Origin of the sequence: Caballeronia mineralivorans PML1(12) (assembly GCF_001028175.1) — a bacterium.
Classification (GTDB): Bacteria; Pseudomonadota; Gammaproteobacteria; order Burkholderiales; family Burkholderiaceae; genus Caballeronia; species Caballeronia mineralivorans.
In genome coordinates this window covers 50962-64846 of the sequence record NZ_AEJF01000152.1, presented here as the reverse complement: position 1 = coordinate 64846, position 13885 = coordinate 50962, and the positions used below count along the sequence as shown (strand labels likewise).

The window sequence follows — 13885 nt, the reverse complement described above, 5'->3', positions numbered from 1 at the left end:
ACCGCATGAACGAAGTCGATAACCGCAAATTGTTCCGCGACGCCATGGCGCATCTGTCGGCGGCCGTGAACATCATTACGACCGATGGCCCGCATGGCCGGTGCGGCATCACCGCGAGCGCGGTCTGTTCGGTAACGGATAGCCCGCCCACCATGCTTGTCTGTGTGAACCAGTCGAGCGCGGCGCACGCGGTGTTCGCGGGGAATGGCCATATCTGCATCAATGTGCTGCCCGGTAATCATCAGGAACTCGCGCGGCACTTCGCCGGCATGACCAAGCTGCCGATGAACGCCCGCTTCGAGCAGCAGAGATGGACCGCGGGGCTCCTCGGCACGCCCGTTCTGGCCGATGCCCTCGCGAGCCTGGAAGGGCGTATTGTCGAGAGGAAGACGGTCGGGTCGCACTCGGTGATGTTCGTGGAAGTGGCCGATATGGTGGTCCGGCACGATGGTGACGGCTTGATTTATTTCGATCGTAATTTTCATCGGCTGGCGCGTGTGGCTAGCACGCCGGCCCTTTGCTGAAAGCTGAGCCACGCTGCGCGTCAGGCGCTCTTGAAGTCGCGCGCAATGCTGATTGCCGGGAAATGCGGGCTCGCACCGCTGAACGGCGGGAAGTTCTTGAAGTCGGCGCGCATCTCGTGGCGCACCGGCGAAGCCAGCGCGGCGTTCAACGCGTCCGGCGAATCGAAGACCACTTTGTTGCGCTGCATCGCGTTCGATCGCGCAACCGGCAGCGCGCCGCGATAATCCATCCGCGTGTAGATCTCGATCTCTCGAATGCCGGGAAAACGCGCCATGATCGGCGGGTGACTATCGATGTAATGACCCAGCCACGCGTTCAAATTTTCCGCAGGACCCTCGTAGCTGACCATGTAAGTGCAGCGTGCATCATCGGCCGGTTGCGAACCTGGATCGGGCACCGGAAAGCGGCGCACGGCCATGACCTGCTGCATAAGATCGCATTCTTTCAATCCCGCCAAATTCAATAGCGCATGCGCCTTGCCGCCTTCGCGCAAGACGTTTTCCAACGCATCGATACTGTCGAAATAAAGCTGCAGCGTGCAACGCGGCGGTGCTTCGGCGTGCAGATACGGATCGTTCGCACCGCCTTGCACGGGCACATGGACCACGGCGCGCTTGATGCCGGGGAAGGTCGCAGCAATGTCGTGAATCGTCTGAGGATCGACCGTTTGCGCCACGTCGGTCGTTGCGCGCTCGGTCGCAATCAGAAAAAGGCAGACATCCATGAGTTTTGCTTCCGGTTGAACAGGCTGAAAACGATTTGGAAACGTCGCTTGACGAACCATGTTTCCGATAATAATCTGAATTCAGAATGTTGCAAAAAGCTTTGAGCGCAGTTTTTGGCGTTCACGTCCCTTTTGAAAAACTACCCGGAAACTCACTGTGATCGACGCGCATTGTCATAGCAGCAGCATTCGCGTTCAGGCTGACGCTCAGCGAGCGTTTTTACTGATGGCCGACGGCGAGCGGCAAGGTTTATGGGCGCTGGGAAGCTGGAAGCGCAGAACGGTGGCGGCGCAGACGTTCGTTGGTGAATCGATCTTCACGGGCGCTGAAGCCTGGGTTCGAATTCATGCCGATCCGGTTGCATTGACGATCGATTACGAGGTCGGCGGCTATGAAGCCGGCTTGCGATTTCGCAATGCCGCGCGCGTATTCGAGGGCCCGGTGTTGGGCCATCCGGCGGGCACGGCCGTCATCACGCTTTTCACGTGGCGGCTCGCTACGCAATCCGACGACGCATGGGCGCAAATCTGCTCGACGCACGAAACTGAGATGTTCCTGATCCGGGCGTTGCTTGAGTCGGGCCGCGACATGGCGCAGGGAGGTTGAAAACGCTTGACGCCCAATTTTGAACTCAATAATCTGAATTCAGAATTTCGTAAACGCGATTTCAGATCGGCTGATTGAACGCGTTTCAACCGTTTTTTGAAGAAGCCCTTGCAACTATACGATGCAAACAATTCCCGATGTCCGCCCCGTGCCCCACTCGCTGCAAAAAGCGTTCGCGGAAAAACGCGCTCTGTCGTGCGCGTGGTTCGCAATGGGCAGCACGCCGCTCGTGGAGATTGGCATGACTGCCGCGCCGGATTTGATCGTGATCGACCGGCAGCATGGGTTGTGGGAGCGCACCGCGCTCGAAGCGGTGATCGGCCAGATGCGGTATCAGGTTCCGGTGATCGTGCGCGTGGGCGAGAACTCCGCTCAAGCCATTGCCGAAGCGCTGGACGCCGGCGCTGCTTCGGCACTGGTTCCACTAGTCGAATCGGCCGATGAAGCTCGCCGCGCTGTTTCCTTCGGCCGCTATCCACCCTTCGGACAGCGCTCGGCAGGCGGCGTCAGGCCGCTGATTGCCGGCATTGCAGCGATGAAAAACGACGGCGAGCATGTCTCGATCGGCGTGATGATCGAAACGCTTGCGGGCGTGGAGCAAGTCGAAGCGATCGCCGCCGTGGAAGGGTTGGGATATCTGTTTATCGGCACTGGCGACCTGTCTTTATCGCGGGGCGATGTCATGCCGGACGTGATCGAACAGGACTGCGCGCGCATTTTGAAAGCCGCCCGCGCCAACAATCTCCCGTGCGGCATCTACACAGGCTCGACGCAAGACGCGCTTGCCGCTCGCGCGATGGGCTTTGATTTCGTGGTCGCCGCGAGCGACATTGAAGTCGTGCGTGCCGGCTTCCAACAAGCCGTTACGGCGCTTAGAGCCTGAGCCGGATCATGACGTCATCTCCGGGCAGTTTCGTCGAACGATTGGTGGCCGAGCTAGGCGCCGACGTGGTGACGCCCAGCGCCGATCTCGGCACTCGCCGCGTGCGGGACTGGAGCGGAACGCCGGGCGCCGACCCGATCGCGCTAATCCGGCCGAGCACGACGCAAGAGGTATCCAGGGCGCTCGCGTTTTGCCACGCCAACCGGCAGGCGGTTGTCACGCAGGGCGGTTTGACTGGCCTCGCGGGCGGGGCCAATCTGCTCGGCGGGGAAGTGGCGATGAGCCTGGAGCGGATGAGCGCCATTGAAGAAGTCGATACCGTCTCGGGCACGATCACCGTGCAGGCGGGCGTCGTGCTGCAACGCGTGCAGGAAGCCGCCGACGCCGCCGGCATGATGTTTCCCCTCGATCTCGGCGCGCGCGGCAGTTGCACGATCGGCGGCAATCTTGCGACGAACGCCGGCGGAAATCGCGTCATCAAATACGGCATGGCGCGCGATCACGTGCTGGGTCTGGAAGCGGTTCTCGCGGACGGCACCGTGATCAGCGATCTCCACAAGATGATCAAGAACAACAGCGGCTATGACCTGAAGAACCTGTTGATCGGTAGCGAAGGCACGCTTGGGGTCATCACGCGGGCGGTCATGCGGCTTGCGCCGAGGCCGGCGGGGGTATCGACGGCGTGGTGCGGGCTGCCTGACTTCGCGGCCGTCACGCGTTTGCTGCAGCATGCCCGCGCGCATATGTCGGGCGGGGTCTCGGCGTTCGAAGTCATGTGGCCGAGCTATTACGACTACGTGCTCGCGAACGTCAAGACCGTGCGCGCGCCGCTCGATACTCGGCATGCGTTCTACGTGCTGCTGGAAAGCATGGGTTCCGATGCTGAAAGACAAGCCGAGGAGTTCGAGACCATGCTGGGCGAGATGCTCGATGCCGGCGTGATCGAGAATGCCTCGCTCGCCAGTTCCGCCGCCGATGCCACCCGTTTCTGGGCCGTCCGCGACGCGCCCGCCGAATTCCCTATCCTTCTGCCGGGTCTCATCGCCTTCGACATCAGCTTTCCGATTGCGGATATCGGCGAGGTTGCGAGGCAATGCGAAGCCATGCTGCATGCGCGCTGGCCCGATATGCGCACGCTGGTGTACGGCCATCTCGGCGATGGCAACCTGCACGTCATCGCGCATTTGAACAATGCGCCGCCCGATCTCGAAGAACATGTTGACGCCGCAGTGTATGAGCTCACGCGCGAATGGCATGGCGCGGTGTCCGCGGAGCATGGCATCGGCGGCAAGAAGCGCGCGTATCTCGGCTACACCCGCGACGCCGGCGCGATCGGCGCAATGCATGCGATCAAGCGCGCCCTCGATCCCTTAAACCTGCTCAATCCCGGCAAGGTGCTCGTTGAAGCTTCGCCGGGTAAGTCGAGCCCCATTGGAGCGCTGTGATGCTGCGGCTGATCTCTACCGTCCTTTCGCGCCGGCTCATCGCCGCGATCCCCACGCTGCTGATGCTCTCGCTGATCGTGTTCGTCGTGCTGCGCCTCATCCCCGCCGACCCGCTCGCGATGATGCTGCCGCCCAACGCCACGCCCGCCGATGCCGCTTTATTACGTCATCAGCTCGGCCTCGATAAACCGATCCCCAGCCAGTTCGTGATCTGGCTCGTGAATGCGCTGCACGGCAACCTGGGAGCATCGATTTCGTTCCAGCAACCGGTCGCCACGCTGATCGGCTCGACCTTGCCTGCAACGCTCGAACTCTGTCTCGCGGCACTCGTCATTTCGTTGATCATCAGCGTGCCGGGCGGCGTGTTTGCTTACGCCGTCACCGATCGCTGCGGCGAGTTGCCGGTCAGCTTCGCCGTCGTGCTGATGCAGTCCGTGCCGTCGTTCCTGTGGGCCTTGTTGCTGATCGCGCTGCTCGGCGTGTACTTGCCCATCCTGCCGTTTTCCGGCCGCGTCGGCGACGGCATTCCGATGCCGCATCTCACCGGCTTCCTGCTGATCGACTTCCTGGTGAAGGGCGAATTCAGCGACTGGCTGAGTGCGGCAAGTCATCTTGTGCTGCCGTCGCTTGCACTCGCTTTTGGTTTCGCGCCGCTCGTGATCCGCGTGCTGCGCTCGAGCCTGCTCGATCAGCGCAACGAGTCGTATGTGGGCGTGGCGCGGTTACGCGGGGTATCGGAGAGCCGGATCCTGTGGCGTCACATGTTGAAGAACGCGGCATTGCCCGCCTTGACCATGATCGGGGTGCAGTTCGGGTTCCTGTTCGGCGGCGCGTTGCTCGTCGAGATGATCTTCTCGTTTCCGGGCGTCGGTAATCTGATGGTGCAGGCGGTGCGTAACAACGACCTGGTGTTGATCCAGGGTATCGCGATCGTGTTCTGCGCGCTGATGCTGATGATCAACGCGATCGTCGACACGCTGTACGTGATCATGAATCCGCGCCTGCGCAAAACAGCTTGAGCACACACGAAATGTCCACGACCCCGTTGAGTTCGAAGCACGATATGAAGGCCGACATGCTGCACGAATCCACTTCAGTCGACCCCTCGCCGGACGCCGCCGCGCCGGTTGTGGCGGTCGTTGGGAAATCGTCGCGCGCGCGCCGCAAACCGGCCGTCAATCTGTGGCTCGGCGGCGCGATCGTGCTGGGCGTGCTGTTCTGTGCCGTGTTCGCGCCGTGGCTCGCGCCGCATAATCCGCTCGATCAGGATTTGCTGCACATGTTGTCGCCGCCCGCATGGATGGCCGGCGGCGATGCCGCTTTCCCCCTCGGCACAGATAGCCTGGGCCGTGACGTGTTATCGCGCTTGCTATATGGCAGCCGTATTGCGCTGACGGTGGCGGTGATTGCCGCGTTTGGCGCGGGTATCGTAGGCAGTGTGCTGGCGATTCTTGCCGGCTATTTCGGTGGCTGGGTCGACCGCAGCATTAGTTATCTGGTGGATCTGTGGATGTCGTTCCCACCGGTCGTGTTGTCGCTGGTGCTGATGGTGAGTCTCGGCGTCGGCATAGAGAACGTGATTCTGTCGATCGTGCTGGTGGACTGGACGCGCTTTTGCCGTGTGGTCCGATCCGAGGTGATGGTCGTGCGTCAGCGCGACTATGTGCTCGCGGCGCAACTGCTCAATTTCACGCATCTGCGGATCATGCTGCGCGAAATATTGCCTGCTGCGCTGCCGTTGATGATCACGTTGTTCTCGCTCGAAATGGGTGTGGCGATCACCGTGGAAGCGCTGCTGAGTTTCATCGGCTTGAGCGTGCCGGCCAATGTGACCGCGTGGGGCGTCATGATCGCGGACGCGCGTGTGTCGATGCATGAGTCGTTGTCCGGACTGTTGTTCCCGGTGCTTGCCATCGTGATCACGGTGCTCGGTTGCAACCTTCTTGGCGACGGTCTGCGTGTCGCGCTCGATCCCCGCATGCGCAGCAAGGGAGAATGACGATGGCCACGCAAACCACTGAAGCGGTGCTGCAACTGGATGGCGTGACGCTGACCGTGAAGCTGGGCGGCGTGCCGGTCGCCGCGCTGCGGGATTTGACGTTATCGATAGGACGGGGTCGCGTGCTGGGTGTGGTCGGTGAATCTGGTGCGGGAAAAAGCATGCTGGCGCGGCTGATCTCAGGCTTGTTGCCGGGCGGTTTCACGGTGACGGGCGGCAGCATGCACTTCGCCGGGCAGGACATGCTCGCCATGCCGCAAGCCAAACGCCGCGCGCTGCTGGGCCGAAAAATCGCGTTCATCCCGCAGGAACCGCTGACGGCGTTGAACCCGCTATGGACCATAGCCGATACCTTCAATGAACATCTCGCGCGTGTTGGCGTGCCCTCTGACGAACGCTGGGAAACCGCCCGCAAGGCGCTTGAATCGGTGCAACTGCCGGTACCTGCTGACATGCTCAAGCGCTATCCGCACCAGCTGTCGGGCGGGCAATGCCAGCGTGTGCTGATCGCCATGGCCTTCGCGAGCAACCCGGCGCTGCTGATTGCCGACGAACCCACGACCGCGCTCGACGTCATTACGCAAACCCGCGTGATGCGTATGCTCGCGGAACAGCAGCGCGTGCATTCGACCGCGGTGCTGCTGATCACGCACGATCTGCGGCTGGCGGCCCATGTCTGCGACGACGTCGCCGTGATGTATGCGGGCGATCTGGTGGAGTACGGCCCGGCGCGCGATGTCCTCGATGAACCGCGCCATCCGTACACGCGCGCGTTGAAATACGCGACGCCCGATCTCACCGGGCCACGGCGCCGCTTGCCGGTACTCGGACAGCAAATGCCAGGCCTGTCCGCGCTGGCTGGCATCGCCGGGTGCCGTTTCGCGCCGCGTTGCCCCAGCGCAGGTTCCGCGTGCGCCGCTGTGTTGCATGACCGCGTGGCGCCGAACGGACACCGGGTGGCGTGTAGCGAGGCGTGCGAGCATGCACCGCTGGTCGACAATTCGCAGGCGCCGCTGCTGCCGCCTACGCCCGTCATGGGCGTGCAACCGGTGGCGGAACTGCGCGAGGCGTCCCTGACTTACACGAGTCGCAGCGGCGTGTTCGGCCAGCGCAAGATTTCGTTCGACGCCGTGAAGCCGCTGTCACTCCAGATTTTCCCCGGGGAGTTCGTAGGGATCGTGGGGGAAAGCGGTAGTGGCAAGACATCGGTGGCGCGGCTGTTGATGGGTATCGAACAGCCGACCGATGGCCGGGTGATGATCGGCGGCGAAGATTTGACGCGCGGCAACGCGGAGCGCGTGAGGCGTGCGCGCGAGCAAGTTCAGATCATCTTTCAGGATCCGCAGTCGGCGCTGAACCCGCGCCGCTCGGTGGAGCGGCTCTTGACGCAGGCGCTGGAAGCGGCCGGCGTGGCGTCGCTCGATGCAAAGCAGCGGCTCGCCCGCGCGCAGTCGGTGCAACGCGACGTCGGTCTTCCCGCCGATACCCTCACGCGCTTTCCCACGCAGTTGTCAGGCGGTCAGAAACAGCGCGTGAATATTGGCCGTGCGCTATGTGCATCGCCGCAATTGATCGTCGCCGATGAAATCGTGTCGGGGCTCGATGTATCGGTCCAGGCGCAGATCCTGAATCTGCTGCTGGAGTTGCGTCGCGAGCGGCAGATTGCGCTGCTGCTCATCTCGCACGATTTGTCCGTGGTCCGCTACCTGTGCAGCCGCGTGCTCGTGATGCGTCGCGGCGAAGTGGTGGAGCAGGGGCTCACCGAGGAGGTATTCGCCGCGCCGCGTCATCCGTACACGCGCGCATTGATCGACGCGGTGCCGAGCGATCATGCGGGAACGCTATGGCCGCCTGCCGAGCTGGAGGACGCGGCATAAACATCATGCTTTGAGAGGCTGGCTGGGAGACAGCCAGTACAATAATTATTTGCACGGCACTGCCGCCTTCGCGGCGGCGTGCGACCGCAAGACAAGACAATGGAGAACACCATGGCAACCGCCGACCCGACGGTTATCAAGCAGCCGCGACGGACTGCGCTGCGCCCGGCTACATTGATGGAGTCGGTTTATCAGGAAGTCTTGGGCCGCCTTCAGCGCGGTCAGATCGGCCCGGATGACCGCGTGCTCGATTACGAGATCGCCGAGGAATTCGAGTGCACGCGTATGCCAGTTCGTCAGGCGCTGCTGCGCCTCGTGAACGAGGGGTATCTGGTCGGCACCACGCGCGGTTTCGTCACACCGGTGCTGACCGGCGAAGATGTGCGCGAAATCTTCGAAGTGCGCCGCATGCTCGAGCCGGGCGCGGCGGCTGCGGCGGCCGCCGTGCTCACGGATGAACAACTCGCCGGCATGGGCGCGGCGTATCGCAAATGTCGTCGCGCGTTCGAGCGCAAGGACATTGCGCTGATGACCGAGGCCAATGTCGAGTTCCGCGCGATCTGGCTCGAAGGCGTGTTGAACATGCGCTTGAAAGGCACGATCCTGCGCTTCGCCGACCACACACGCCAGGTGCGTCATGGAACCATGACGAAACCGGGCACGATGAAGCTGATTGCCGACGGCATGCAGGTGTTGCTGAAAGGCTTCGTGGATCGCGATCCCATGAAGGTGCGCGCGGCGACCCAAGGTTTTATCGATGACGCCGAGCAGCAGTATTTTCTCAACAGCGACGATGCGGTCTGACACGTCCACGCGATGAACGACTTCGCCGGAGTGTCGATCGTGGCCGCGGTCGAAGTGCCGTACACGCGTCACGCACCGGCCGGCACGAGCACAGCGGGTTTGCTCGCTCAGGCCCTGAAGGCCGCGCTGTTGCAGGCTGAACTGTCGGCGAATGAAGTCGATGGTCTTGGCGTTGCGTCGTTCACCTTGCCACCTGATCATGCGATCGACTTTGCGTGGCGCGCCGGCTTGCGCGTGAGCTGGTGTATGGACGACTGTCACGGCGGCGCGAGTGGGATCAATCTGTTGCAACATGCCGCGCGCGCCATTCAGGCCGGCGACGCGAATGTGATCGTCCTGGTCAGCGGCGATCATTTCGAGGCGGCGGATTTCACGTCTCTCGTCGAGAATTACAACGTCACCACGCGAACGCATCTTCGGCCGTTGAACACGGGCGGTCCGAACCCCTTGTTCGCGATGCTCACGCAACGCCAGATGCGCGCCTCGCAACTGACACGCGAGGATTATGCGGCACTGTGCATTGCGCAACGCGAGTGGGCCTCTGTGAATCCGCTGGCGGTCTACCGTGAGCGGTTGACGCTCGATGCGTATCTTGCCGCGCCGCTCGTGGCCGAACCGTTGTGTCGCTTTGATTGCGTGCCGGTGGTGTCGGGGGCGAATGCGATTGTGCTGACCTCAACGACGCATCGTTGTGCTGCGGGTTCACCGGTTCGCATTCGCGCACTGCGCGCGTCGTATAACGTTGATCATCAGCATGGCGACGGCCTGGTAACTGGCCTTGCAGGTGTTCGTGACGCACTCTGGCGTGACGCGAACCTCCAGCCCGCCGATATGAACCTCGTCTCGGTCTATGACGATTATCCGTCGATGATCCTCGCGCAACTGAACGACCTCGGGTTCGCCGACGATCAGCCCGACTTGCACACGTTTATCCACGAGCGCATTGCGTCACGCCGTTTGCCTGTGAATACGTCGGGCGGGCAATTGTCAGCGGGACAAGCGGGTGCGGCGGCGGGCATGCATGGACTGGTCGAAGCGATCACCCAGCTGCGTCATGAGGCAGGCACGCGGCAGGTGGGCGACGCGCGTTTCGCGGCGGTGAGCGGTTACGGCATGGTGCAGTATCGATACGGCATGTGTGCGAATGCCGTGGTGCTCGAAGGGGGAGCCGCGCAATGAATGTCTTTGCTTGCGTTGCGTGCGGTCATGTCGATTTTCCCCGGCGTTTGCTGTGTCCGTCGTGTGGGCGCGATGAATTCGTCGAGGTGGATGCTTCCAAGGGTAGCGTTGAAGACGTCACGACGTTGCATCATCGGGCGGGGAAGGCCGGAGGGGATATCGCTTACATTGCGACGGTGCTGACTCAAGCCGGGCCGCGCGTCATTGCGCGGCTTGAGCGCTTGCTCGTACCCGGCACCGTCGTCTCGCTTCGTGTCGAAAGCGACGGCGCCATTGTAGGTTTCAGCGACTAACTCACTCGCTTCTTCAACGCCCGCAAGTCAAAACATTCCGGCGCGTTCAATGGGTCCGCGCCGAACGCGGCAAGCTGCGTCTTCTGCACTTTATTCGTCGATGTCACCGGCAACGCGTCCACGAACGCAACATAGCCCGGCGCCTTGTAATACGCGAGCCGCTCCAGGCACCACGTCTGCAACGCGCGCGCGGTCGCTTCACTGCGCAGCGTTTCCGGCGACACGATCACGCAGGCCATCACTTCTTCATCGCGCAGAGAATCGGGCGCGGCGATCACCGCAGTCTGGCGCACATCGGGATGATCGAGCAGGCACGCTTCCACCTCCAGCGCCGCAATATTTTCTCCCGATCGACGGATGATGTTTTTCTGCCGGTCGACGAAATGAAGACTGCCGTCGTCGCCGCGACGCACGATATCGCCGGTATGGAACCAGTCGTGTTGCCACGCGGCTTCGGTTGCAGAATTGTCTTTCAGATAGCCGCGGAAAAAACCGAGGCGCGGATTGGATCCTTCCCGGCGCACCAGCATGTGGCCCGGCACGCCGTTAGCGACTTCGTTGTATTCGGCATCGACGAGTTTCACCTCCATGCCTGGACGCGGCCGTCCGAAACATCGCGAGCCTGCATGGCGCGGTTCCTGGCTCGACGCAATCACCACGGCGCCGCCGGTCTCGGTCATGGCCCACCCTTCGATGAGCGGGAAGCCAAAGCGCCGCTCGAACACCTGCTGTTGTTTCGGATCGACGTTAGCTCCGTAGCCGAAACGCACCGAATGCGTGATGGGTTCATCGGCTTCCATGCCTAGCAAAATCGCGGGCATGACGCCGAGGTAATGGACGATCGTCGCGCCGCTTTGCACCACGTCCGCCCACCAGCTGCGCGGATGAAACCGGTCGAGCTGGATCACGCAGCCGGCGGACAACACCATGGCCATGGTGGAGCAGGCTAGCGCGTTCATGTGGAATAGCGGCAGCGGCGTGATCAGACGTTCGACGCCCGGACGGACTTCGCACAGTCCACCTTCCGTGATGTAAATCTCACCAATCGATAAAAAATAGCGATTGTCGAGAATGCAGCCTTTGGGCTTGCCCGTGGTCCCGGACGTGTAAAGAATGGCGCATTCATCGTCGATGGACGGCGTAGTCGCCGCGTGACCCGTGCTTTCAATCCTGGGTAGCGCAGAGGCGTTCGCATCGGCAACGGGCACTTTGCCATCGAGTGCAGCATGCAGAAGCGACCGCGTCGTATCGATGCCAACCGCCAGCACGATCTCGCTGTGTTCAGCCACATACGCTATTTCATGCGGACGCGAGTCGGCGTTGAGCGGAACCACGCTGATGCCGAGTGCATTGAGCGCGAAGAAATGAAAGAAGAAATCCGGCCGGTTGTCGAGCAGCAGCGCGACGCGCATGCCTGCGCGATAGCCCGCATCGCGATAGCGCCCGACCTGTTCTTCGATCCGCGCCAGCGTTTCGCCATAGCGCAACGTCAGCGGCTCCGGCGTTGCGTAATGCTTGCGAGCGGATGCAGGAATATGCAGAAAATCGTTGTCCGGATACTGCAGTGCGGTTTGCCTGAAGGCGAGATAGGGCGAAGTCGATGTCATAAGGCGAGAGTGATGTAACGCATACGGACAAGCGCTTCCCCGAACCAGCCCATGAAGCTCGTTCAGACAAAAGCGCCGTATTCAAATAGCGAGAGGGTCAGTCGAGATCGTTGCGCAAACCGGCTTCGCGCATTAACGGCATGACTTGCTCCTTGGAAATGACATGGATTATTGAAGAATACTGAATTCAGAAAAATCGCATGTCAAGGCTCACGTGCAATGCGTTGTGCTTGTGCGAAAACTGATCGTATTGGGGCACGCGCGCGCCAAATAAAAATCGCGACGATGCAGGGTTGTTCGACGGCGTGCGTCGACGCATCAAAGCCGGCCGTATCGGTTGGATCAGTACGGACGAGCGATTGCAACAAGCGCGGCGCAAGCCCAGTAGAGGCTTGCAGGAAGGACTTCTGCTGAATCGACGCGGCGATCACACCGCCCCTGCGGCTAGCGAATGTCCCATTCGCCATCTTCGGTTTCGTACCGATCGCCCCGCAAAGGGCGAACAAAGCCGACCCATCGGCTAAGCACCTCAGCCTTACATCGCACCTCTACCCGAAAAACAATTTTGGCAAGTTCTTGACGCCCAATTTTTACTGAAATAATCTGAATTCAGAATGTTAATGGAGACACAAAACATTCACGCGTCATGGGACGCTGTCGCCCCGGCGATCCGCGCGGCGTGGCTGGTTCCACCCCGAAGTCACCTGCAAACGAAATCACGACATCAAGAAATCACGTTCTCCACCTTCGATCTTTTAACGGAACCCAAGTGAAAACTCCTTTTATTGCTGCATCGCTCGCCGCGTTGTGCGCGAGTGGCTCCGTGTGCGCTCAAAGCAGTGTGACGCTGTACGGGATCATCGACGAAGGCCTGACCTTCTCGAACAATCAACTTGGCAACAAGGCGTATCAGATGCAAAGCGGCATTTCGCAGGGCAGCCGCTGGGGGATGCAAGGTGCGGAAGATCTGGGTGGAGGCTTGTCGGCGATCTTCCGGCTCGAAAACGGTTTCGACATCAATACGGGCAAGCTGGGGCAACAAGGCCGCGAATTCGGCCGCGCCGCTTACGTTGGTGTGTCCAGCAAGACCCTGGGAACGGTCACGCTCGGCCGTCAAAACGAGCTCATGGGCGACTACGTGGGCCTGTACACCGCGAACGGCAACTGGGGCATCCTGTTCCCGCACCCTGGCGATCTCGACAACACCGGCATCGACTTCCGCATCAACAATGCTGTCCGATACACCTCGCCAATCATCTCGGGCATCCAGGCGTCGGCGCTCTATGGGTTTGGGAACGTAGCGGGTGCGACCAACCGCGACGCGGTCAAGTCGGTCGGCGTGAAATACGCGGGCGGTCCGGTCGCACTGGCAGCGGCGTATACATCGATCGATCACCCAGCCGAAGCCGTGCCCGAAGGCGTGTGGACGGCGACCAACGCGGTCGATGGGAACTATGGCCTTGCTGCGTCGAAGTATCAGTCGTTCGGTATCAGCGGCCAGTACTCGTTCGGCAACGCAAAAATCAGCGCCGACTACACGAACACGAAATTCCTTGGACTGGACCCGACTGTCGGCGCCAACATCAGCGGCCATGTGACGTTCAACATTTTCGAAATCGTGGCGAGCTACTTCGTGACACCGTCCGTGCAACTCGGCACCGGATACAGCTATACGCAAGGTCAAGTCTCTGCGACTTCGAAGAAGCCGAAGTATCACAATGTCGATGCCATCGTCGACTACTTCCTGTCGAAACGCACCGATACCTACTTGCAGGCCACTTACATGCACGCTGCCGGTGACGCTCAATACGCCGATCTCGCGCCGGTTTTGCAGCGGTCGAGCACGCCCAATCAGATTGAAGTGCGATTGGGGCTGCGTCATCGTTTCTGAGTGTTAATTTCTGAGCGTTAATAATGCATCTTCACGCGTGCTACGAGCCAA

The 13885-nt window shown here is 61.3% G+C and carries 13 protein-coding genes; 11 read left to right on the top strand and 2 right to left on the bottom strand.

Annotation, left to right across the window (positions count from 1 at the left end):
* Window positions 1–5 precede the first annotated feature (5 nt).
* Window positions 6–524 (top strand): 4-hydroxyphenylacetate 3-monooxygenase, reductase component, encoded by a 519-nt coding sequence (hpaC, locus tag EOS_RS25800; RefSeq protein WP_047895010.1) that lies wholly within the window; start codon window positions 6–8, stop codon window positions 522–524.
* A gap of 20 nt (window positions 525–544) precedes the next feature.
* Here hpaC and EOS_RS48295 read toward each other — a convergent pair whose 3' ends face one another.
* Window positions 545–1249, bottom strand: coding sequence for an EthD family reductase (locus EOS_RS48295; RefSeq protein ID WP_047895049.1), 705 nt, complete (start codon window positions 1247–1249; stop codon window positions 545–547).
* 157 nt (window positions 1250–1406) lie between these two features.
* On the opposite strand from EOS_RS48295, the gene EOS_RS25790 reads away from it, so the two are divergent.
* The 9 genes from EOS_RS25790 to EOS_RS25750 all read left to right on the top strand — a co-directional run bounded on the left by EOS_RS25790 (window position 1407) and on the right by EOS_RS25750 (window position 10336).
* Entirely contained in the window at window positions 1407–1856 is a 450-nt protein-coding gene (locus EOS_RS25790; RefSeq protein WP_047895009.1) for a hypothetical protein, read from the top strand.
* 121 nt (window positions 1857–1977) lie between these two features.
* The gene (locus EOS_RS43665) at window positions 1978–2739 is read left to right on the top strand and encodes an HpcH/HpaI aldolase family protein (protein WP_053064043.1); all 762 of its coding nucleotides are present in this window, start codon (window positions 1978–1980) and stop codon (window positions 2737–2739) included.
* An 8-nt stretch (window positions 2740–2747) separates the two neighbouring features.
* Complete coding sequence (locus EOS_RS25780; RefSeq protein ID WP_047895008.1) at window positions 2748–4184, top strand: FAD-binding oxidoreductase; 1437 nt, start codon at window positions 2748–2750, stop codon at window positions 4182–4184.
* Window positions 4184–5203 (top strand): ABC transporter permease, encoded by a 1020-nt coding sequence (locus EOS_RS25775; RefSeq protein ID WP_047895007.1) that lies wholly within the window; start codon window positions 4184–4186, stop codon window positions 5201–5203. The genes EOS_RS25780 and EOS_RS25775 overlap by 1 nt, the downstream gene beginning before the upstream one ends.
* Before the next feature lie 11 nt (window positions 5204–5214).
* Window positions 5215–6183 (top strand): ABC transporter permease, encoded by a 969-nt coding sequence (locus tag EOS_RS25770; protein ID WP_235442973.1) that lies wholly within the window; start codon window positions 5215–5217, stop codon window positions 6181–6183.
* A gap of 2 nt (window positions 6184–6185) precedes the next feature.
* Window positions 6186–8060, top strand: coding sequence for an ABC transporter ATP-binding protein (locus tag EOS_RS25765; RefSeq protein ID WP_047895006.1), 1875 nt, complete (start codon window positions 6186–6188; stop codon window positions 8058–8060).
* 111 nt (window positions 8061–8171) lie between these two features.
* Window positions 8172–8864, top strand: coding sequence for a GntR family transcriptional regulator (locus EOS_RS43660; RefSeq protein WP_053064042.1), 693 nt, complete (start codon window positions 8172–8174; stop codon window positions 8862–8864).
* A 12-nt stretch (window positions 8865–8876) separates the two neighbouring features.
* Window positions 8877–10043: a thiolase family protein gene (locus EOS_RS25755; protein WP_047895005.1), complete on the top strand. Its 1167-nt coding sequence runs from the start codon at window positions 8877–8879 to the stop codon at window positions 10041–10043.
* Window positions 10040–10336, top strand: a complete 297-nt coding sequence (locus EOS_RS25750) for a Zn-ribbon domain-containing OB-fold protein (RefSeq protein ID WP_053064041.1) — start codon at window positions 10040–10042, stop codon at window positions 10334–10336. The genes EOS_RS25755 and EOS_RS25750 overlap by 4 nt, the downstream gene beginning before the upstream one ends.
* Here the strand turns inward: EOS_RS25750 and EOS_RS25745 are convergent.
* Complete coding sequence (locus EOS_RS25745) at window positions 10333–11943, bottom strand: AMP-binding protein (protein ID WP_047895004.1); 1611 nt, start codon at window positions 11941–11943, stop codon at window positions 10333–10335. The genes EOS_RS25750 and EOS_RS25745 overlap by 4 nt on opposite strands.
* A gap of 769 nt (window positions 11944–12712) precedes the next feature.
* On the opposite strand from EOS_RS25745, the gene EOS_RS25735 reads away from it, so the two are divergent.
* The gene (locus EOS_RS25735; RefSeq protein ID WP_235442972.1) at window positions 12713–13834 is read left to right on the top strand and encodes a porin; all 1122 of its coding nucleotides are present in this window, start codon (window positions 12713–12715) and stop codon (window positions 13832–13834) included.
* The last annotated feature ends 51 nt before the right edge of the window (window positions 13835–13885 follow it).

Bases quoted from the DNA above. Each gene is read 5' to 3' on its own strand.
- EOS_RS25765 (WP_047895006.1), top strand. From the start codon at position 6,186: ATGGCCACGCAAACCACTGAAGCGGTGCTGCAACTGGATGGCGTGACG.
- EOS_RS48295 (WP_047895049.1), bottom strand. From the start codon at position 1,249: ATGGATGTCTGCCTTTTTCTGATTGCGACCGAGCGCGCAACGACCGAC.
- EOS_RS25755 (WP_047895005.1), top strand. From the start codon at position 8,877: ATGAACGACTTCGCCGGAGTGTCGATCGTGGCCGCGGTCGAAGTGCCG.
- EOS_RS25775 (WP_047895007.1), top strand. From the start codon at position 4,184: ATGCTGCGGCTGATCTCTACCGTCCTTTCGCGCCGGCTCATCGCCGCG.
- EOS_RS43660 (WP_053064042.1), top strand. From the start codon at position 8,172: ATGGCAACCGCCGACCCGACGGTTATCAAGCAGCCGCGACGGACTGCG.
- EOS_RS43665 (WP_053064043.1), top strand. From the start codon at position 1,978: ATGCAAACAATTCCCGATGTCCGCCCCGTGCCCCACTCGCTGCAAAAA.
- EOS_RS25770 (WP_235442973.1), top strand. From the start codon at position 5,215: ATGTCCACGACCCCGTTGAGTTCGAAGCACGATATGAAGGCCGACATG.
- EOS_RS25780 (WP_047895008.1), top strand. From the start codon at position 2,748: ATGACGTCATCTCCGGGCAGTTTCGTCGAACGATTGGTGGCCGAGCTA.
- hpaC (WP_047895010.1), top strand. From the start codon at position 6: ATGAACGAAGTCGATAACCGCAAATTGTTCCGCGACGCCATGGCGCAT.
- EOS_RS25745 (WP_047895004.1), bottom strand. From the start codon at position 11,943: ATGACATCGACTTCGCCCTATCTCGCCTTCAGGCAAACCGCACTGCAG.
- EOS_RS25750 (WP_053064041.1), top strand. From the start codon at position 10,040: ATGAATGTCTTTGCTTGCGTTGCGTGCGGTCATGTCGATTTTCCCCGG.